17 protein-coding genes are annotated in these 20,191 nt (G+C 61.7%); 7 read left to right on the plus strand and 10 right to left on the minus strand.

Annotated features, from left to right (window positions below):
* The 6 genes from nuoC to V7787_RS41055 all read right to left on the minus strand — a co-directional run bounded on the left by nuoC (nt 1) and on the right by V7787_RS41055 (nt 6,879).
* Nucleotides 1-1,782, minus strand: coding sequence for an NADH-quinone oxidoreductase subunit C/D (gene nuoC, locus V7787_RS41030; protein ID WP_003251431.1), 1,782 nt, complete (start codon nt 1,780-1,782; stop codon nt 1-3).
* A 79-nt stretch (nt 1,783-1,861) separates the two neighbouring features.
* Nucleotides 1,862-2,539: a NuoB/complex I 20 kDa subunit family protein gene (locus V7787_RS41035; protein ID WP_003251429.1), complete on the minus strand. Its 678-nt coding sequence runs from the start codon at nt 2,537-2,539 to the stop codon at nt 1,862-1,864.
* Between the two features lie 9 nt (nt 2,540-2,548).
* A complete protein-coding gene (locus V7787_RS41040; RefSeq protein ID WP_003251427.1) occupies nt 2,549-2,962 on the minus strand; it encodes an NADH-quinone oxidoreductase subunit A in 414 nt (137 codons plus the stop codon).
* Nucleotides 2,963-3,345: 383 nt separating this feature from the next.
* Entirely contained in the window at nt 3,346-4,008 is a 663-nt protein-coding gene (locus tag V7787_RS41045) for a lysoplasmalogenase (protein ID WP_336093322.1), read from the minus strand.
* A gap of 290 nt (nt 4,009-4,298) precedes the next feature.
* Nucleotides 4,299-5,624, minus strand: coding sequence for an isocitrate lyase (aceA, locus tag V7787_RS41050; protein ID WP_010954897.1), 1,326 nt, complete (start codon nt 5,622-5,624; stop codon nt 4,299-4,301).
* Between the two features lie 490 nt (nt 5,625-6,114).
* A complete protein-coding gene (locus V7787_RS41055) occupies nt 6,115-6,879 on the minus strand; it encodes a secretin N-terminal domain-containing protein (RefSeq protein WP_177409986.1) in 765 nt (254 codons plus the stop codon).
* Nucleotides 6,880-7,004: 125 nt separating this feature from the next.
* On the opposite strand from V7787_RS41055, the gene V7787_RS41060 reads away from it, so the two are divergent.
* The 3 genes from V7787_RS41060 (at nt 7,005) to V7787_RS41070 (ending at nt 11,469) form a co-directional block, all read left to right on the plus strand.
* A complete protein-coding gene (locus V7787_RS41060) occupies nt 7,005-8,180 on the plus strand; it encodes a hypothetical protein (protein WP_020191997.1) in 1,176 nt (391 codons plus the stop codon).
* Nucleotides 8,181-8,233: 53 nt separating this feature from the next.
* A complete protein-coding gene (locus V7787_RS41065) occupies nt 8,234-9,943 on the plus strand; it encodes a S8/S53 family peptidase (RefSeq protein ID WP_012051775.1) in 1,710 nt (569 codons plus the stop codon).
* Nucleotides 9,944-10,026: 83 nt separating this feature from the next.
* Nucleotides 10,027-11,469 carry a SulP family inorganic anion transporter gene (locus V7787_RS41070; protein WP_020191995.1) on the plus strand — a complete coding sequence of 481 codons (1,443 nt, stop codon included), beginning with the start codon at nt 10,027-10,029 and terminating at the stop codon, nt 11,467-11,469.
* A gap of 130 nt (nt 11,470-11,599) precedes the next feature.
* Here the strand turns inward: V7787_RS41070 and fusA are convergent, their stop codons facing one another.
* Together fusA and V7787_RS41080 are read right to left on the minus strand one after the other, a co-directional pair.
* A complete protein-coding gene (gene fusA / locus V7787_RS41075; protein WP_064493169.1) occupies nt 11,600-13,711 on the minus strand; it encodes an elongation factor G in 2,112 nt (703 codons plus the stop codon).
* 73 nt (nt 13,712-13,784) lie between these two features.
* The gene (locus V7787_RS41080; RefSeq protein ID WP_104886390.1) at nt 13,785-14,210 is read right to left on the minus strand and encodes a hypothetical protein; all 426 of its coding nucleotides are present in this window, start codon (nt 14,208-14,210) and stop codon (nt 13,785-13,787) included.
* Nucleotides 14,211-14,421: 211 nt separating this feature from the next.
* Between V7787_RS41080 and V7787_RS41085 the strand changes: the two genes are divergently transcribed.
* Nucleotides 14,422-14,724 (plus strand): hypothetical protein, encoded by a 303-nt coding sequence (locus V7787_RS41085; protein WP_012051778.1) that lies wholly within the window; start codon nt 14,422-14,424, stop codon nt 14,722-14,724.
* A gap of 3 nt (nt 14,725-14,727) precedes the next feature.
* Here the strand turns inward: V7787_RS41085 and V7787_RS41090 are convergent, their stop codons facing one another.
* Together V7787_RS41090 and gcvA are read right to left on the minus strand one after the other, a co-directional pair.
* Entirely contained in the window at nt 14,728-15,978 is a 1,251-nt protein-coding gene (locus V7787_RS41090; RefSeq protein WP_064493172.1) for a 2-aminoadipate transaminase, read from the minus strand.
* A 179-nt stretch (nt 15,979-16,157) separates the two neighbouring features.
* Nucleotides 16,158-17,054, minus strand: a complete 897-nt coding sequence (gene gcvA, locus V7787_RS41095) for a transcriptional regulator GcvA (protein WP_336093324.1) — start codon at nt 17,052-17,054, stop codon at nt 16,158-16,160.
* A gap of 255 nt (nt 17,055-17,309) precedes the next feature.
* On the opposite strand from gcvA, the gene V7787_RS41100 reads away from it, so the two are divergent.
* The 3 genes from V7787_RS41100 (at nt 17,310) to V7787_RS41110 (ending at nt 20,030) form a co-directional block, all read left to right on the plus strand.
* A complete protein-coding gene (locus V7787_RS41100) occupies nt 17,310-18,692 on the plus strand; it encodes an amino acid permease (protein ID WP_003251396.1) in 1,383 nt (460 codons plus the stop codon).
* Between the two features lie 57 nt (nt 18,693-18,749).
* Nucleotides 18,750-19,247, plus strand: a complete 498-nt coding sequence (locus V7787_RS41105) for a PaaI family thioesterase (RefSeq protein WP_104886389.1) — start codon at nt 18,750-18,752, stop codon at nt 19,245-19,247.
* Between the two features lie 87 nt (nt 19,248-19,334).
* Nucleotides 19,335-20,030, plus strand: a complete 696-nt coding sequence (locus tag V7787_RS41110; protein ID WP_010954888.1) for a glutathione S-transferase N-terminal domain-containing protein — start codon at nt 19,335-19,337, stop codon at nt 20,028-20,030.
* Nucleotides 20,031-20,191: the final 161 nt, after the last annotated feature.

Below are 20,191 nucleotides of genomic sequence, written 5' to 3' on the forward strand. Positions count from 1 at the left end.
TTAGCGGTCCACGTCAGCCATAACGAAGTCGATACTGCCCAGGTACGCAATGAGGTCGGCGACCATGCTGCCTTTGATCACCGAAGGGATCTGCTGCAGGTGCGGGTAGCTCGGGGTGCGGATCCGGGTGCGGTAGCTCATGGTGCCGCCATCGCTCGTCAGGTAGTAACTGTTGATGCCCTTGGTCGCTTCGATCATCTGGAACGACTCGTTGGCCGGCATGACCGGGCCCCACGAGACTTGCAGGAAGTGCGTGATCAGGGTCTCGATGTGCTGCAGGGTGCGCTCTTTCGGCGGCGGCGTCGTCAGCGGGTGATCCGCCTTGTACGGGCCTTCCGGCATGTTGCGCAGGCACTGGTCGATGATGCGGATACTCTGACGCATCTCCTCGACACGGACCATGCAGCGATCGTAGGCATCGCCGTTGTGGGCCAGCGGTACTTCGAACTCGAAGTTCTCGTAGCCGGAGTAAGGGCGGGCTTTACGCAGGTCGAAGTTGCAACCGGTGGCACGCAAGCCGGCACCGGTGGTGCCCCATTCCAGCGCTTCCTTGGTGTTGTACGCGGCAACGCCGATGGTACGGCCCTTGAGGATGCTGTTTTGCAGGGCGGCCTTGGTGTATTCGTCGAGGCGCTTGGGCAGCCATTCGACGAAGTCCTTGACCAGCTTGTCCCAGCCACGTGGCAGGTCGTGGGCGACGCCACCGATGCGGTACCAGGCCGGGTGCAGGCGGAAACCGGTGATCGCTTCGATCACGGTGTAGGCGCGCTGGCGGTCGGTGAAGGTGAAGAACACCGGGGTCATGGCGCCGACGTCCTGGATGTAGGTACCCAGGAACAGCAGGTGGCTGGTGATGCGGAAGAACTCGGCCAGCATGATGCGAATCACGTCGACCTTCTGCGGCACCTTGATGCCGGCCAGCTTCTCTACCGCAAGCACGTACGGCAGGTTGTTCATCACCCCGCCGAGGTAATCGATACGGTCGGTATAGGGGATGAAGCTGTGCCAGGACTGGCGCTCGGCCATTTTTTCGGCGCCACGGTGGTGGTAGCCGATGTCCGGTACGCAGTCGACGATTTCTTCACCGTCCAGCTGCAGGACGATACGGAACGCACCGTGCGCCGAAGGGTGGTTGGGGCCGAGGTTGAGGAACATGTAGTCCTCGTTGGCGCCCTGACGTTTCATGCCCCAGGCTTCCGGGTTGAAGCGTGCCGATTCCTCTTCAAGCTGCTGCTTGGCCAGGGTCAGGCTGTAGGGGTCGAACTCGGTCGCACGGGCAGGGTAGTCCTTGCGCAGCGGGTGACCTTCCCAGGTCGGCGGCATCATGATGCGGCTGAGGTGCGGGTGGCCGGCAAAGTCGATGCCGAACATGTCCCAGACTTCGCGCTCGTACCAGTTGGCGTTTGGCCAGATGCCCGTCACGGTCGGCAGGTTCAGGTCGCCTTCGCTGAGCGACACCTTGATCATCACATCGCTGTTACGCTCGATCGACAACAGGTGGTAGAACACGCTGAAATCGGCGGCTGGCAGACCACGGCGCTGGGTGCGCAGGCGCTCGTCGACGCCATGCAGGTCGTACAGCATGCTGTAAGGCTTGGCGACGCCGCGCAGGAAGCTGAGCACCTCTTTGAGCTGGGCGCGTTTTACCCACAGCACGGGCATGCCGGTGCGGGTCTCCTGGGCGACGAATGCTTCGGCGCCAAAACGGTTGTTCAGTTCGACGACCACATCCTGGTCGTCAGCCTTGTAGGGCGGAATGAAAATAGCGTTGTCCGCTGTCATGGTCTCGGTCGCTTTGGGTCAACGTTAAGAATGAAGCCAGGCCGCCGGCTCCTTCGGGAGCGGGCGGCAGGTCGCTGGATCAGACTTCGTCGGGGCTGCGCAGGTTGGTTACTGCAATGCGCTGCTCACGACGCAGGTCTTTCTGGGCTGGCATCTCGGCACGGTAAATACCTTGATCACCAACAACCCAGGAAAGCGGGCGTCGTTCTTGGCCGATCGACTCCTGCAACAGCATCAAGCCTTGCAGGAAAGCCTCAGGGCGTGGCGGGCAGCCAGGCACATAGACGTCCACGGGGAGGAACTTGTCGACCCCCTGAACGACCGAGTAGATGTCGTACATGCCACCGGAGTTGGCGCACGAACCCATGGAAATGACCCATTTTGGTTCGAGCATCTGCTCGTACAGGCGCTGGATGATCGGCGCCATCTTCACGAAGCAGGTACCGGCAATGACCATGAAGTCGGCCTGACGCGGCGAGGCCCGGATGACTTCGGCGCCGAAGCGGGCGATGTCGTGGGGTGCCGTGAAGGCCGTGGTCATTTCCACGTAGCAGCAGGACAGGCCGAAGTTGTACGGCCAGAGGGAGTTCTTGCGGCCCCAATTGACCGCGCCACGCAGCACATCTTCAAGTTTGCCCATGAAGATGTTCTTGTGGACCTGGTCCTCTAGCAGTTGATCGGTGACGGTTTCCCGTTCACCGACCGGGTACTGCTCGTTGGGCGCATCCGGGTCGATTCTGGTGAGATTGTATTGCATGCCAAAGCCTCATTGTTTCAGCTTCGCTTGCCGCTTGCGGCGACCTTCGGGAGCCCAATCAAGTGCCCCGACGCGCCATAGGTAGACAAGACCTGCCAACAGAATTGCTATGAAAACGAGTGCTTCGACGAATCCGGTCCAGCCGCTTTCGCGGACGGACACAGACCATGCAAAGAGAAAGAGGGCTTCGATATCGAAGATCACGAACAGCATCGCGACCAGATAGAATTTGGCGGACAGGCGCAGGCGAGCGCTGCCGACGGGCAGCATGCCGGATTCGAAGGGTTCGTTCTTGGCGCGGCCCCAAGCCTTGCTGCCGAGCAGGCTGGACAGGCCGAGCATGAAGGCGCACAGGCCGACGACACCCAGGAGGAAGATGGCAAAGCCCCAGTTGTGGGCGATGAGTCCTGCCGAATCGGACATGCTAGAAATCCTTATACAGAGACCCAGCTCTGCAGTCTGAAATAAGTGTAGAGCGGCGACTTGGCGTCGCACATGCAGTGACCAAATGTCGCAGCCGAATCAATCGCGCTGATTTTATGGGTAAACCTGGTGCAAGTAAAATTTCTGTCGCAAATTTATTCGTAGGATTAAGTACAAAAACCGTTCGTAACTGGCTGAGAGCCTTGAAATTCGGGCATTACGCGCGGTTTTGTTAATTATGTTTCTTGCGGCAGGTAACGAATTGCAACCCCTGTAATGATAATTAATATCATTTGAGCTGCTACCGTTGAATTTGGCTCTTCTGTGCCTTGTAAAGTTCATCTGGCGATTCCCCCTACTTGCAATTGCCAAAAACCCTTGTTCTAGCAGCTCTCGGTCCTGCGTGCACCGCTCTGGGTCAATACTTTATCGGTTGAGCGATGACTGACTGATGAAGCGATGGCCCATTGGCCGAGCCAGTAGGCGAGGATGATCAGGTACGGTGCGGCGGCGAACGGGCTGACGAAGCGGTCGATGCCGATCAGGCTGTCGGAGAACACGAACAGGCCGGCACCCAGTGCTGCCACTCCCCCGCAGGCCAGTGCGCGCCAGAGCATGGCGCTGATGGCCAGGGCGTAGAGCGCTACCGGGATCAGCAACGGGCCGAGGCCGTGGCTGGCCAGTACACCGAGCAGCGCGATGCCAGTGATTGCGCTGAAGATCAGTGCGGGCAGGGCGGGGCGCAGGGTAATGCCGCAATAGCCGCGCAGGTAAGCAAGGTGAGCGCAAAGGAAGGCGGCCAAGCCGAACACGAACAGGTCGGCGGGGATGGCCAGCAGGATGTCACCGAGTACCGAGAAGCCCAGGCCGATCGAGATCCATGTGCGATAAGGCGAAACCGGGGTGCTGCGCAGCCAGGCAATCAAGGCCAGCACCGGGATGGGTTTGGCCATCAGGGCGAGCAGGGTGTTGTCGCTGGCCAGTGCATATATATAGAGGGCAGCGGCGGTCAGGGCGAGAATCATCAGGTGGCTTGGACGAGGCATGGGCGGTCCCTGCTGCTGGGCTGCCACAAGCATAGACCTGATCCAGGGTTTTGCTGTGGCCCGTGCCGGCCCTTTCGCGGGTAAACCCGTTCCTGCAGCGGCCTGCGCCCAATCGCCGATGTGTGTCTCCTCCCGATCAGTGTAGGAGCGGGTTTACCCGCGAATACGGTAGCGGCGGCAACGGTGAACGGCTGGTGAAAATTGGCCAGCAGGCCCGGCCCTTTCTCGGGTAAAAACAAAGGCCCGGAGCTTTCACAAGCCCCGGGCCTTTGTTCAACGGCAACCCACTATCAGTGGAACTGCTCTTCTTCGGTCGAGCCGGTCAGTGCAGTCACCGACGAAGCGCCACCCTGGATCACGGTGGTCATGTCGTCGAAGTAGCCGGTGCCCACTTCCTGCTGGTGCGCCACGAAGGTGTAGCCCTTGCTGGCGTCAGCGAATTCCTGCTCCTGCAGCTTCACGTAGGCGGTCATGTCGTTACGGGCGTAGTCGTGCGCCAGGTTGAACATGCCGTGCCACATGTTGTGGATGCCGGCCAGGGTGATGAACTGATGCTTGTAACCCATGGCCGACAGCTCGCGCTGGAACTTGGCGATGGTGGCGTCGTCCAGGTTTTTCTTCCAGTTGAAGGAAGGCGAGCAGTTGTACGACAGGATCTGGTCCGGGTATTCCTTCTTGATCGCCTCGGCGAAACGGCGGGCTTCGTCCAGGTCCGGCTTGGCCGTTTCGCACCAGATCAGGTCGGCGTACGGGGCGTAGGCCAGGCCGCGGGCAATGGCCTGGTCGAGGCCGGCGCGGACCTTGTAGAAGCCTTCGCGGGTGCGCTCGCCAACCACGAACGGCTGGTCGTACGGGTCGCAGTCGCTGGTCAGCAGGTCGGCGGCGTTGGCATCGGTGCGGGCCAGGATGATGGTCGGTACACCCGACACGTCAGCGGCCAGGCGCGCGGCTACCAGCTTCTGTACGGCTTCCTGGGTCGGTACCAGCACCTTGCCGCCCATGTGGCCGCATTTTTTAACCGAGGCCAGCTGGTCTTCGAAGTGCACGCCGGCGGCGCCTGCTTCGATCATGTTCTTCATCAGCTCGTAGGCGTTCAGTACGCCACCGAAACCGGCTTCGGCGTCGGCCACGATGGGCGCGAAGTAGTCGATGTAGCCGTCGTCGCCCGGGTTCTTGCCGGCTTTCCACTGGATCTGGTCGGCGCGGCGGAACGCGTTGTTGATGCGTTTGACCACGGTCGGTACCGAGTCGACCGGGTACAGCGACTGGTCAGGGTACATCGACTCGGCCGAGTTGTTGTCGGCGGCAACCTGCCAGCCGGACAGGTAGATGGCCTGGATGCCGGCCTTGACTTGTTGTACAGCCTGGCCGCCGGTCAGGGCGCCCATGCAGTTGACGAAATCTTTGTCGGGGCGGAAGGACGGGTGAGCACCTTCGGTGACCAGCTTCCACAGTTTTTCTGCACCCTGACGGGCAAAGGTGTGCTCAGGTTGCACGGAGCCACGCAGGCGAACGACATCAGCGGCGGTGTAGGTACGGGTCACGCCTTTCCAGCGCGGGTTTTCGGCCCAGTCTTTCTCGAGGGCTGCAATTTGCTGTTCGCGTGTCAGTGCCATGGAAATAAACCTCGTCGCATCGATCTTGGGTTAATTGTGCTGATGCTCGGAGCAGATCAGGTGCCTGGCGGCTGTCCTGTTCGCAGGAATGCGGCGGCGAACGCGAAGGCTCGAAGGGGAAGGGTGGGCAGACCAGGCGAAGGTGTGCTCCGGCAGGTCGGCTCGTGGTTGCCTTGCTGCGGTGCGACGCGATTGCCAGTACTGCGGTGATGCGCTTCCGTCCCTCGGGACAACTTCTTCGTTGCAGTCGCAATCCCGTCGAACCGCCTTGTGGGCCGTATAGACACGAGGCGCCTCCAGGGGTGGGAGGAGTACGCCTCGAAGGCCCTTGCCAGGGCCCCTGATTAGCGGGAGCGAGGCCATCATGCCCTTGGGAAAAAGACCCTGTCAAATGTTTTGTAGTGCTTTTTTGTCCTTACTACATCTTTGGTCTAATGCGACTTGGCAGTCAGTTTCAAGGCCTTTGGTCGAAGCCTTGAATTGCCTGGGATCAGTCCACAAGGTCGACTTTGACCCGCAATGTCATGTTTTCACCCCGTTGGGTGCTGTACGTGTGGCTTGACGCGCTGCGGTCGGCTTGGCTCTGCTGGTTGAACCCCGCCAGGGTGATCCACTCGCCGAGCTTGCCAGTGACTGTCGTGTCGGTACTTTGCACTTTCACTACATCTGCACGTTCATGGCTGATACGGTCATTATTGCTGCTTATTTGCAGACGAACCGTTTCGCCGCTCAGGCTTGGGGTTACGTAGAAGCCTTGGGTCACGTTGCGGTATTCGGTGTTGCTCTGAATGCGCCCATAGCCGTCTGTGCTGGTGCTGGTAATGGGGATGCTCTGGCCCACCTGGATCAGGGCCGGTTGCCCTTCGCTGGCTTGTACCTGCTGCATGCCGCCGTCGCGGTTGCTGGTGCCGTAGTGAATGACGCGTGCGTTGCCGCGGTTGTCCTGGAAATTGCTGTCGTTGTTGTCGACGCTGATCAGCAGGCGCTTGGGCGCGGTGTCCAGCTGTTGCAGCAGGGCGCGCAGGTCGTCGATGCGCTCGGGGCTGGCGTTGACGATCAGTTTGTTCTCGAAGGCGCTGACCGTGCCGTCCTTGCCGATGAAAGCCTGCAGGGCGGGCAGCAGTTCGGCGCTGCTGCGATGCTGAAGTGGCACCACCTCGGTGGCGGCGTGGGCGGTGAGGCTGGCGACCAGCAACAGGGAGGCGAAAAGGGGGCGTAGCGGCATGTCCATGATCTCCGCAGGTGGAACCAACATGATGGCAAATTTGCTGACTTTTTGCCGGATCTGGATCACGCAGGCACGGTTGCAGTCGGTCGTATTATCCTGATTTATCTTGTAGGCTATAAATTATAGTAGGCAAGATAATTGAGGTTAATTGCATGTCTCCCGTTCGCCCGCTCCTACGCCGTAATCAGTTGGCCAACGCACTGGCCCAAGACTTGGCCGGCGAGTCGTTGGTCGATTACAGCTCGGGCATGTTCCTGGCCGCGCCCCGGCGTACGGGCAAGAGCACCTTCCTCAACAACGACTTCATACCGGAATGCGTACAGCGCGGCTGGCTACCGGTTTACGTCGACCTGTGGTCGGATCGTGACGCCGCCCCTGCGCAGCTCATCAGTGGCGCCATCGGTACTGCGCTGGCCAGATTCGAAGGTGCGCTGGCCAGGACGGCGAAAAAGGCCGGTATCGACAAGATCAACCTGCTGCGCACCCTGAGCTGGGATTTCACCCGCCCGCAACTGCCTGCGGGGACTACCCTGGCCCAGGCGCTTGCCGTGTTGCATCAAGTGTCAGGGCAGCTGGTAGTGCTGATCATCGACGAGGCTCAGCACGCCCTTAACAGCGAAGATGGCCTCAATGCTATGTTCGCGCTGAAAGCCGCGCGTGACCATCTTAACCGTGGCGACCGTCCGGACGGCTTGCGCCTGGTGTTCACGGGCTCTAGTCGCGACAAGCTGGCCAACCTGGTACTCAAGAGCAAGCAGCCATTCTTTGGTGCCAGCATCACGCCATTTCCGTTGCTGGGGCGTGAATATGTCGAATTCATCACCGCCTTGTGGAACCGTCGCCTGGCCGACAGTAACCAGTTCAAGGTAGAGGACCTGGCATACGCGTTCGAATTGGTCGGCCGGCGCCCGGAAATGCTCAACAAACTGTTGGCCGAAGTTAGCGTCGGCCTGGGTGAGGCGGGCAACCTGGGTGAACTGCTGCGCAATGGGGCGCTGAACCATCAAGCCGGGGTGTGGAGTGACTACGAAAGCGCTTGGAACGAACTTACGCCGTTGCAGCAGGCCGTGCTAGCGGTCATGGCCGAGCGCACGCTGGGCCGGCAGCCGTTTTCCCCATTTACCGAGCAAACCCTGGTTGAGGTCAGCCGCAAGCTGGAGCAGGCCCAGGCGGTAGCCAACGTCAACACGGCAAACGTACAGAAGGCCCTCGACGCCCTGCGCGACAAGGAGCTGGTATGGAAGGCCAATCGTGGCGAGTACGCGTTGGAGGATACTTCCATGGCCGAATGGCTCGCCCGCGACCAGGCAGTTGCCAGCCACAGGTGAACCTTTGAGGTGCCCCGTAAGTCGCACTCACAGGGAGCGCGTGGGGTGATTGCATGAACGGTGTCCTGATCTTGCTGTTATGGCTTTGCAGTCTGGGTGCACAGGCTGCAGCGGACACGCTGCGCATCAAGCAGTTGCAGCGTTGCGGCGACTTGTTCAGCGATAGCCAGCAGCAATGGTGCCTGCGTGCCGAGGGGCTCGGGGCAAACCTGCCAACGGTATGGTTGGGCGGTGTGCGGCTGTCAGAAGCCAATGTCGGGCGGCAAGGTGACCGGCTGACGCTGAAACTGGCGAGAGAAGCCCAGCGCAGCGCCCCGCTCTGGCTGGCCGATGGCGGCCGCACCAGCAACCCGGTATGGCTGACCCGCCAGCGCAGTCATGTGATCGCCGCAGGGCCTGATGAAGTGGCGAAGAACATGGACGGCCTGACCACTTATGTCGATCTGGTCAGCCTGTTGATCGAAGAAAAATACGACGGCCTCGGCGAGGCCCGGCGCATCGCCGGTAAATACGGCGCCCAGGTTGTCGGTGCCATACCGCCGCTGAATGTCTACCAGTTGCGCTTGCCGGTAAAGAACCTGGTGCAGCGCGATGCGATGGTCCTGCGCATGGGCAGTGAAGTCAGCGTGGATGCCGTGATTGTCGAAGAGTCCGCCCCCGAGCGCGGGGAGGAGGGCAATGGGCGCGGCACCCGGGCCATCGACCAGGCGGACGAATGGGCGGCCAATCGCTTCATGGACGCGCTGTATTTCTACCGGCGCCGGATTGCCGCCTCTGGCTTGCCGGTGAAGCCCGTGCGGGTCGGGGTAATCGAGCGTGAAGTGGACTTTGACGCCCCAGGGTTCGGCGATTATCGAGGGGGCTGCGAACGAGGCCAGACATGCCTCTTCGCTCGCGACGGTGATCGCCCGGCCAGCCACGGCAGCCATGTTGCGGGCATTCTCGCTGCGCAGGGTGAGGGCTTTTTGCCGGGGCTGGGCAAGCACAGCCCTGGCTTCGAGGTGGTGGTAGAGCGCAACTCGGATGCCGGTATCACCGCCAACATCGCTGCCTCGGTGAACCTGGTCGAAGATGGCGTGCGGGTGCTGAACTGGAGCTGGGGCATCCACCGGGTCGGCGCGCGCGATGTCAACGGTGATGAGGTCGATTCGCTGGTGCGTTCCGGGCTGGCAATGAGTGGCTACGAGGAGTTGCTTGAGGAGTTTTTCCTCTGGCTGCGCAAGGAGCACCCTGATGTGGTGGTGGTGAATTCGGCGGGCAATGGTGCGTCCTGGTCGGGGACCGATGAATATCGCCTGCCTTCGTCATTCATCACCGAACAATTGCTGGTGGTGGGCGGGCATCAGCGCAGTGGCAAGGCTACGGCAGTTGAAGCCCACGATCATGTGCGCAAGCGTCACAGTTCCAACATCGACATGCGCGTGGATGTCAGTGCTGCTGCCTGCATACGCCCGGTGTCTGCCGAGGCTGCGCATTGCGGCACGTCGTACGCAACACCCTTGGTGACTGCCACTGTGGCGACGATGCTGTCGATCAACCCGGCACTTACCCCGGAACAGGTGCGCATGCTGTTGCGGCGCAGTGCCTTGACCCTGGGCGCCGAACAGGATTTTGAAGCGATGGATGCCGAAGACCTGACGGCGCCGATCCTGCCCTCAGAGCGTGGCGGCCGCCTGAACGACCCGGACCTGGGCCGTTCGGCGCGCCTGGACATGCAGCGTGCGCTGGACCTGGCCGTGCAGAGCCTGGAACGGGTGCGTTGAGCGGTGGCCGCTGTCAGACAAATTCCGTAACATCGCGCCCCTCGTTTTTCTAACGTCCGTCAGGACTGCACCACAGGAAGCCCATGAAGCCCGCCCGACTACGCGCCGACCTGCTCGCCGGCCTCACCACCTCGTTCGCCTTGGTCCCCGAGTGCATCGCCTTTGCCCTGGTGGCCCATCTCAACCCGCTGATGGGCCTGTATGGCGCGTTCATCATTTGTACCCTGACGGCGCTGTTCGGCGGGCGGCCGGGGATGATCTCAGGCGCTGCCGGCTCGATGGCGGTGGTGATCGTCGCCTTGGTGGTGCAGCACGGCGTGCAGTACCTGCTGGCCACGGTGCTGCTGGGCGGTGTGGTGATGATCCTGTTCGGCCTGCTGCGCCTGGGCAAACTGGTGCGCCTGGTGCCATACCCGGTCATGCTTGGCTTCGTGAACGGCCTGGCCATCGTCATCGCCATGGCTCAGCTGGAGCATTTCAAGGACGGCGAACACTGGCTCAGTGGCACGCCGCTGTACCTGATGATCGGCCTGGTCGCGCTGACCATGGCGGTGGTTTATGTGCTGCCGAAACTGACCCGTGCGGTGCCGCCGGCCTTGGTGGCGATCCTCGGTGTTGGCCTGCTGGTGTACGTGCTCGGGCTGCCTACCCGCACCCTGGGCGACATGGCGCATATCGCCGGTGGCCTGCCGGGGCTGGCACTGCCGGATGTGCCCTGGAATCTGGAAACCCTGAAGATCATCGCCCCCTACGCGGTGCTGATGGCCATGGTCGGCCTGCTGGAAACCCTGCTCACCCTCAACCTGACCGATGAGATCACCGAGAGCCGTGGCTTCCCGGACCGCGAGTGTGTGGCATTGGGCGCTGCGAACATGGTGTCGGGCCTGTGCGGCGGCATGGGCGGCTGCGCGATGATCGGGCAGACGGTGATCAACCTCAGCTCCAATGGCCGGGGCCGGTTGTCGGGGGTAGTGGCCGGGGTAATGATTCTGCTGTTCGTGCTGTTCCTGTCGCCGCTGATCGAGCGCATTCCCCTGGCGGCGCTGGTTGGGGTGATGTTCGTGGTGGCCCAGCAGACTTTTGCCTGGGCGTCGTTGCGGGTGTTGCACAAGGTGCCGGTGAATGATGTGCTGGCGATCGTTGCGGTGACTGTGGTCACGGTGCTGACCGACCTGGCCATGGCAGTGCTGTTCGGTATCATCATCGCGGCGCTTAACTTTGCCTGGCAGCATGCGCGGGAGCTGTATGCCGACACCCATGAGGACGCGGAGGGCGGCAAGCGTTATCAACTGCATGGCACGCTGTTCTTTGCCTCGACCACCTCGTTCCTCAACCAGTTCGACACGGCCGGGGACCCGGCCCAGGTCACGCTGGATTGCCAGCATTTGAGCTTTGTCGATTATTCGGCCGTTGCGGCGCTGAAAACCCTGCGCGAGCGCTATGCCAAGGCGGGCAAGCATTTGCGCGTGGTGCATTTGTCGGAGCGGTGCAAGAAGCTGTTGAAGCGGGCGGGCGAGCAGCATTGAAAACTGTTGCTGCCTGTGCCGGCCTCTTCGCGGGTAAACCCGCTCCTACAGGGGGGCGCACAATGTTTGGGCCTGCGGCCATCCTGTAGGAGCGGGTTTACCCGCGAAGAGGCCGGTACAGGAGAACCGCTTACTCCCCGCGGCTCTTCTTGACGATGCCATCGGCAATGCTCGCCGGGGCCTCGGCATAGCGGGTGAACTCCATCGAGAAGCTGGCCCGGCCCTGGGTCATCGAGCGCATCGAGGTGGCGTAGCCGAACATTTCACCCAACGGCACTTCGGCACGTATCACCTTGCCAGCCGGTGTTTCATCACCGTCCTGGATCATGCCGCGACGTCGGCTCAAGTCGCCGAGGATGTCGCCCTGATATTCCTCCGGCGTCACCACCTCTACCTTCATCACCGGCTCCAGCAACACTGCGCCGCCTTTCTGCGACAACTGCTTGGTGGCCATTGATGCGGCGATCTTGTAGGCCATCTCGTTGGAGTCGACATCGTGGTACGAGCCGTCGAACACGGCGGCCTTGAGGTTGATCAGTGGGTAGCCGGCAAGCACGCCGTTCTTCATTTGCTCCTCGATACCCTTCTGGATGGCCGGAATGTACTCGCGCGGTACCACGCCGCCGACAATCTCGTTGATGAACTCCAGGCCTTCTTTGCCTTCATCGCCGGGAGCAAAACGGATCCAGCAATGGCCGTACTGGCCGCGGCCGCCGGATTGGCGAACAAAGCGGCCCTCGATCTCGCAGGTGTTGCGGATTTTCTCGCGGTAGGCCACCTGTGGCTTGCCGATGTTGGCCTCGACGTTGAACTCGCGGCGCATGCGGTCGACGATGATATCCAGGTGCAGCTCGCCCATGCCCGAGATGATGGTCTGGCCAGTCTCTTCATCGGTACGCACCCGGAATGAGGGGTCTTCCTGGGCCAGCTTGCCCAGCGCGATGCCCATTTTTTCCTGGTCGGCCTTGGTTTTCGGCTCTACTGCGACGGAAATGACCGGGTCGGGGAAGTCCATGCGTTCGAGGATGATCGGTTTGTCCATGTCGCACAGGGTATCGCCGGTGGTCACGTCCTTCATGCCGATCAGTGCGGCGATGTCGCCGGCACACACGTCCTTGATTTCGGCACGCTGGTTGGCATGCATCTGCACCATGCGGCCGATGCGTTCCTTCTTGCCTTTGACCGAGTTGAGTACCGCATTGCCTGAGCTGAGCACGCCGGAATAAACGCGGGCGAAGGTGAGGGTGCCGACGAACGGGTCGGTGGCGATCTTGAAAGCCAGTGCCGAGAACGGCTCTTTGTCGTCGGCGTGGCGTTCCAGGTGCTTTTCTTCATCATCCGGGTCGGTGCCGCGGATGGCAGGAATTTCCGAGGGGGCGGGCAGATAGTCGATCACCGCGTCGAGCATCAGCGGCACGCCCTTGTTCTTGAACGATGAGCCGAGGATGGTCGGCACGATTTCGTTGGCGATGGTGCGCTGGCGCAACCCGGCCTTGATCTCTTCGATGCTCAGCTCCTCGCCATCGAGAAACTTCATGGTCAGCTCGTCATTGGCCTCGGCCGCAGCTTCGATCATGTGCGCGCGCCATTCGTCGGCAAGCTCCTGCAGATCGGCGGGAATATCTTCTTCGCGGTAACTGGTGCCCTGGTCGGCATCGTTCCAGTAGATGGCCTTCATCTTCACCAGGTCGATCTGGCCCATGAAGTTTTCTTCGCTGCCGATGGCCAGCTGGATGGGTACCGGGTGGTGCCCGAGACGCTGATCGATCTGCTTGACCACGCGCAGGAAGTCGGCCCCCTGGCGGTCCATCTTGTTGATGTAGGCCAAGCGTGGCACGTGATACTTGTTGGCCTGGCGCCAGACTGTCTCGGACTGCGGCTCGACGCCGTCCGCGCCGCTGAATACCACGACCGCGCCATCGAGCACGCGCAATGAGCGCTCCACCTCGATGGTGAAATCGACGTGGCCTGGGGTGTCGATGATGTTGAAACGGTACTTGTGGGCGAACTGCTTGGTCGAGCCTTGCCAGAACGCCGTGGTCGCCGCCGAGGTGATGGTGATGCCGCGTTCCTGCTCCTGGGCCATCCAGTCCATGGTCGCCGCGCCATCGTGCACTTCGCCCATCTTGTGGTTGACCCCGGTGTAGAACAGGATCCGCTCGGTGGTCGTGGTCTTGCCGGCATCCACGTGGGCAACGATGCCGATATTGCGGTACAGCTCGATGGGCGTTGTGCGGGCCATGGCGGACTACCTGTGGGTGGACGGATTCCACCAAGTTAGCAGACCGGTGGAATCCTGCCCTGCCACCGGGCCGTCAGTCGGCCTGGGCTTGCAGCATCCACTGGCCATCCACTTCACGGGCCAGGCCGCTGGCCGGCAGCAAGGCCAGCAGGCGCGTGTGCAGGGTGGCCTCGGTAAAGGTCTTGAGGGTGGTCAGGTCCAGCGCGCCGACCAGGTTGAGATCAGCCTTGGTGTACGACAGCCAGGCTTTTTTCAACACCTGGGCGACGTCGCTGCCGGCGGTAGTGGCGAACCGGCGGTGCCACTGGCGGCCTTCGAAGGTGAAGTTGTGCGCGTGGCTGTAGGTGCTTTGGTCGGCACCTTCTACGCAGCGGTGGCAGCGGCATGGGCCCTCGCCGAAGGCGTTGCGCAGGTAGCTGTTGAAGTCCACGACGGGCTTGAGGGACAGGCGTTTGTCGACTTCGAACAGGTCGGCGATCAGGGGTTCTTCGGCGCTCACTCGGGATCCTCGTGTGGTGTGGCGTGCATCGGCGGGCACCCTAACAGATCGGGGCATTCAGATCACCTGTTGCAGGTGCCCTGCATACCCCAAGCAACATGCGATCGCTGTGGGAGCGGGCGTGCCCGCGAAGAGGCCAGTAGAGACAACAGAGACGGCCTGCCGTACTCTACGCGCCCGTACGCCTATACACCCACCGAGGTAACCCCGTTTGAGCACCAAGTACCCGTACATCGCCACCGTGACCATCAGCGCCGAAGACCGTGGCGGAGATACCGAAGCCTCGGAAAACCCCAAGATGCGCGTGGGCCTGGAAGCGGTGACCGAAACCCTGAAGAAGGTGCATTTCGTCGGTACGCTCGCGGCCCCTGAGAAACCGGCCACGCACATTTGCGTAACCCTGGAGAACGGCCTGACCTATTACGGCCCGATCGTCAACGGCCATGCCGAACTGGAAGGCGGCTGGATCGCCTTCGAGTCCGACATGCTTACCCCGGAAGAACTCGGCCTGTAAGCCTCAGTTCAGTTCTGCCAGGCACTGCTCGAGGATATCCAGCCCTTCCTCGAGCACCTCGGCCTCGATGGTCAGCGGTGCCAGCAGGCGAATGATGTGCCGCGCCTTGCCGCTGGGCATCAGCAGCAGGCCCCTGGCGCGGGCTGCTTCCATCACCTTGGCCAGCTGTGCCGGTGCCGGGCTGCCATCGGCATTGGCGAACTCGATCCCTCGCATGGCGCCCACGCCGGTCAGGCGGCCGATGTACGGGCTCAGGCCCGAAGCCTTCCAGCGCTCATAGCGGCTGACGATGGCCTGTTCCTGCCGTTCACCCCAGGTTGCAAGGTTTTCGTCGGTCATCTGCGCCAGGCTGGCCAAGGCCGCCGCACAGGCAATCGGGTTGCCCGAATAGGTGCCACCCAGGCCGCCCTTGGGCAGCGCCGCCATCAATTCCTTGCGCCCGACCACTGCACCCAGCGGCATACCGCCAGCGATGCTCTTTGCCAGCAACAGCAGGTCAGGCTCGATGCCCAGGCGCGGAAACGCGAAGCGCTGGCCGGTGCGGCCGAAGCCCGACTGGATCTCGTCGATGATGATCAGGATGCCACGCTCGTCGCAGAAGCGGCGCAGGGCCTGGGCGAAGGCCGGGTCCAGGGCAAGGAAGCCGCCTTCACCCTGCACGGGCTCGAAGATGAACGCCGCGACGTCCTCCACGGCCAGCTCGACGCTGAACAGGCGGTCCATGGCCTTGAGCGCCTGCTCGCAGGTAACCCCGGTATCCGCGCTGGGGTAGGGCAGGTGGTACACCGGCCCGGGCAGTTCGCCGACCCGCTGCTTGTAGGGGGCGACCTTGCCATTGAGGTTCAGGGTGGCCAGGGTGCGGCCATGGAAGCCGCCGTCGAACGCGATGATGGCGCGTTTGCCGGTGGCGCCGCGGGCCACTTTCAGGGCGTTTTCCGCCGCTTCCGCGCCGCTGTTGGTGAGCATGCCGGCCAGTGGGTAGCTGACTGGCACAAACTGGCTCAGTTGCTCCATCAGGGCCAGGTAAGGGCCGTGAGGGGCCGCGTTGAAGGCGTAGTGGGTCAGGCGGGTGGCCTGAGCCTGGATAGCCTCGACCACAGCGGGGTTGCAGTGGCCCAGGTTGAGCACGCCGATACCGCCGACGAAGTCGATGTAACGTTTGCCGTCAGTGTCCCAGACTTCGGCATTACGGCCATGGGAAAGTGTGATCGGGTGAACGATGGCAATGGATTGGCTGATACTTTCCTGGTTCATGGGGCACGCGGACCTTGTTCGAGTTTCTTATTATCCAAGCGTGTCGGCGGGTTATTCCGCAAACGAATTATTCGATTGCGATCATTCCATGGATTCGTGATCTAGCCGGTTTTTTGGGTTGGCTGTGCCGGCCTCTTCGCGGGCAAGCCCGCTCCTACCAGAGGCCGGGGCAGGTCAAATCAATCCCCCTCTGCCACCCGCTCCCGGATCCACTGCACAAAGGCCCTGATCTTGGGCACTTCGGCCGCATGCTCGGCATGCGCAATGAAGTGCTTCCCGTTGCTTGCCACAGGGTGGTCCCAGGCCACCACCAGCTTGCCTTCGCTCAGCTCTTCGGCCACCAGATAGCGGGGAATCAGGGCTATGCCGCAGCCGGAGATGGCCGCGCGGATACACAGGTAGAACGTGTCGAAGCGCGGCCCGTGGTAGCTGTTCTGGCTATGCAAGCCAAGCCCCAGGAACCACTCATGCCAGGCCTCCGGCCGTGACACGCATTGCAACAGGCGGTGCTCAGTCAGCGCCTGGGCGCTGTCGAAACGGTTGCTGGCCAGCAGCTGCGGGCTGCACACCGGCACCACTTCTTCGCTGAACAACTCGATGCAGGTCGCCCCGGGCCAGGTGCCCTGGCCGAAGAAAAAGGCGACGTCAGCCTTGGCCTGTACCAGGTCGAATGGCTCCAGCTCGTTGCGCACATCCAGGTGAATGCGTGGGTAGCGGTCACCAAAACCCTTGAGCCTGGGCACCAGCCAGCGGGCGCCGAAGGTCGGCTGGGTGGCGATGCGCAGCACTTCGGTTTCGTCGCCGTAGCTGAGGATGTAGCGGCTGGATATGTCGATCTGGGTGAGGATCTTGTTCACTTCGGTGAGGTACAGCGCGCCGGCCGGGGTCAGGTGCAGGCGCCGGCGAATGCGCTGGAACAGCGAGTGCGAGAGCATGTCCTCAAGCTGCGCGACCTGCTTGCTGACGGCGCTCTGGGTCAGGTGCAGTTCCTGGGCCGCGCGGGTGAAGCTGAGGTGGCGAGCGGCCGCTTCGAAGCACTGAAGGGCGGTGGTCGAAGGCATCAGGCGTTTGGACATGACGGGCGAATACCGAGCAAAAAAGGAAGGAGTTCATTCCATAAAGGAATTATGTGGTTCGAAAAGGTCGTTTGTTGACCCCGGCCTATAGATTAATACTGACCTGGATCAACGATTACAACCGGTCATGCGAAGAGGAGGTCAATACCCGCTTCGGTCATCTGCAAAACAACAACAACACACATCAGAAATTTATAAGAATTCTGCTCAGACCTTCAGCCGCTTTGCTGCGGCCGACCCATTCGAGGGTTCTTCATGGCTTCGCAAGACAACAAGAAACAGCGCTCACTGCAGCACGGCCTGACTTCCCGTCAGGTTTCCATGATCTCCATTGCCGGCATCATCGGCGCCGGGCTGTTCATCGGGTCCTCCAACGCCATTGCCACCGCCGGCCCGGCCATCCTCATCTCCTACGCCATGACTGGCCTGCTGGTCTTGCTGGTGATGCGCATGCTGGGTGAAATGGCCATCGCAAACCCCAACAGCGGCTCTTTTTCCACCTACGCCTCGGAGGCCATCGGGCCTTGGGCGGGCTTTACCATTGGCTGGTTGTACTGGTGGTTCTGGGTGTTGATCATTCCGGTGGAAGCCATTGCCGGTGCTGACATCCTGCATGCCTACTTCCCTGGCGTGCCGTCCTGGCTGTTCGCTTTCCTGATCATGCTGGTGCTGTCGGGCACCAACCTGGTCAGCGTGAAGAACTTCGGTGCTTTCGAGTACTGGTTCGCGTTGGTCAAGGTGGTCGCGATCATTGGCTTCATCGGGGTGTGCACCTTGGCGGTGTTCGGTTTCTGGCCGCTGGCCGAGGTCTCCGGGGTCAGCCGACTGTGGGACAGCGGTGGTTTCATGCCCAATGGGTTCGGGACGGTGCTTGGGGGCGTGCTGATCACCATCTTCTCGTTCTTCGGTGCCGAAATCGTCACCATCGCGGCGGACGAAACCGCCAACCCGAAAGACAAGATTCGCCGCGCCACCAACCTGGTGGTGTACCGCATCGCCATTTTCTACCTGGCGTCGATCTTCCTGGTGGTGTCGCTGGTGGCCTGGAACGACCCCGGGCTGAAAGCAGTAGGGTCGTTCCAGCGTGTACTGGAAGTGCTGAACGTGCCGGGCGCCAAGTTGCTGGTTGACCTGGTGGTGCTGGTGGCGGTGACAAGTTGCATGAACTCGGGGCTGTACACGGCGTCGCGCATGCTCTATTCGCTTGGCGCGCGTGGCCAGGCGCTGAGCGTGACCAAGCGCATCTCCGGTTCCGGCGTGCCGACCGTGGCAGTGATCTTCTCGACCCTGGCGGGTTTCGCTGGCTGCCTCGTCAACTATGTGTTCCCGGGCAAGGTGTTTGGCTTCCTGCTGTCGACCACTGGCGCCATCGCTTTGCTGGTGTACCTGGTCATTGCCGTGTCGCAGCTGCGCATGCGTGCCCGTGCCGAGCGTGAAGGGCGCCCGCTGGAACTGAAGATGTGGCTGTTCCCGTGGCTGACCTGGCTGGTGATCGGCACCATCGTCATGGTGCTGGGCTACATGCTGTTCAGCGATGCCTACCGCTATGAGACGCTGATGACTGCCGGGGTGACCGCGTTCATCCTGCTGGTTTCGCTGACCCAGCGGCGTACGAAGATGGTTGCCCAGACGGTCTGATGTTTCTGCTTTAATGGGGGCGTTGCGCGCCCCCATTCCAACAAGCACAGGAAGCGTATGACTGATCACACACTTTCCCTTCAAGCCCTCGCGGCCCCTGAGGGTACTTGCTATGGCTGCGGCTGTTCCCACCCCAGCGGCCTGCACCTGCAAAGCTACTGGGACGCCGACGGTGTTCACCTGGTGTGCCGGCACTCGCCCGACAGCACCTTCATTGGCTGGCCTGGCTTGGTTTATGGTGGCCTGCTGGCGATGCTGGTCGACTGCCACTCCAACTGGACGGCGATGGCCTACCACTACCGTAACGAAGGCCGAGAGCCGGGCAGCCTGCCGCGTATCGATTGCGTTACCGGCACGCTCAACCTGACCTACCTGAAACCTACGCCGATGGGCGTCGAGCTGTTGCTCAAGGCGCGTGTCGAAGGCGAAGTGGGGCGCAAGAGCCGGGTAATCTGCGAAGTCTGGGCAGAGGATGTACTGACTGTGACCGCCGACTCCGTGTTTGTCCGCGTCGATACCGAAAAGCTCAAGCTCAAGGCCCACGGCCAGGCCTGAGCTGCCAACGCTGATGAGTGGTCGGTGATGGTCAGCGGCTGGGGATGTCTCTAGAGTGACAGGTTCATTCCCTTGGCAAGGTTGATCATGACCGAACTCAGTGCTTTCCCCATTACCCGCAAATGGCCCGCCAAACACCCCGAACGCCTGCAGTTGTACTCGTTGCCGACGCCCAACGGGGTGAAGGTGTCGATCATGCTCGAAGAGATTGGCTTGGCTTACGAGGCGCACAAGGTCAGCTTCGACAATGACGACCAATTGAGCCCCGAGTTCATCTCGCTCAGCGCGAACAACAAGATCCCCGCCATCCTCGACCCGAACGGGCCGGGCGGTCAGCCGCTGGCGCTGTTCGAATCGGGGGCGATCTTGCAGTACCTGGCGGAGAAGAGCGGCCAGCTGCTCAGCCAGGACCCCGCCCAGCGCTACCAGACCCTGCAGTGGCTGATGTTCCAGATGGGCGGTATCGGGCCGATGTTCGGCCAGGTCGGGTTCTTCCATTTCTTTGCTGGCAAGGAATATGAAGACAAGCGCCCGCGCGACCGCTATGTCAACGAGTCCAAGCGGCTGCTGGGCGTGCTGGATCGGCATTTGAAAGGTCGGCAGTGGATGGCTGAGGAATACAGCATCGCCGACATCGCCATCTTCCCTTGGGTGCGTAACCTGGTGGAGCGCTACAACGCCCGTGACCTGGTGGGCTTCGACCAGTTCAAGGAAGTGCAGCGCGTGCTGGCGAATTTCCTGGAACGGCCAGCTGTGCAGCGTGGCCTGAAAATCCCGGGCTGATCAACCTGTGCAGGGACAACAGCCTTGCGCAAACTTCGAAACGCCTGCCGGTCGCCCGTAGGAGCGGGTTTACCCGCGAAAGGGCCGGGCCTGCTGGCCAATCTCCACCCGCCGTTCACGGTTGCCGCCGCTCCCGTCTTCGCGGGTAAACCCGCTCCTAC

The sequence above is a fragment of the Pseudomonas sp. CGJS7 genome, assembly GCF_036961695.1.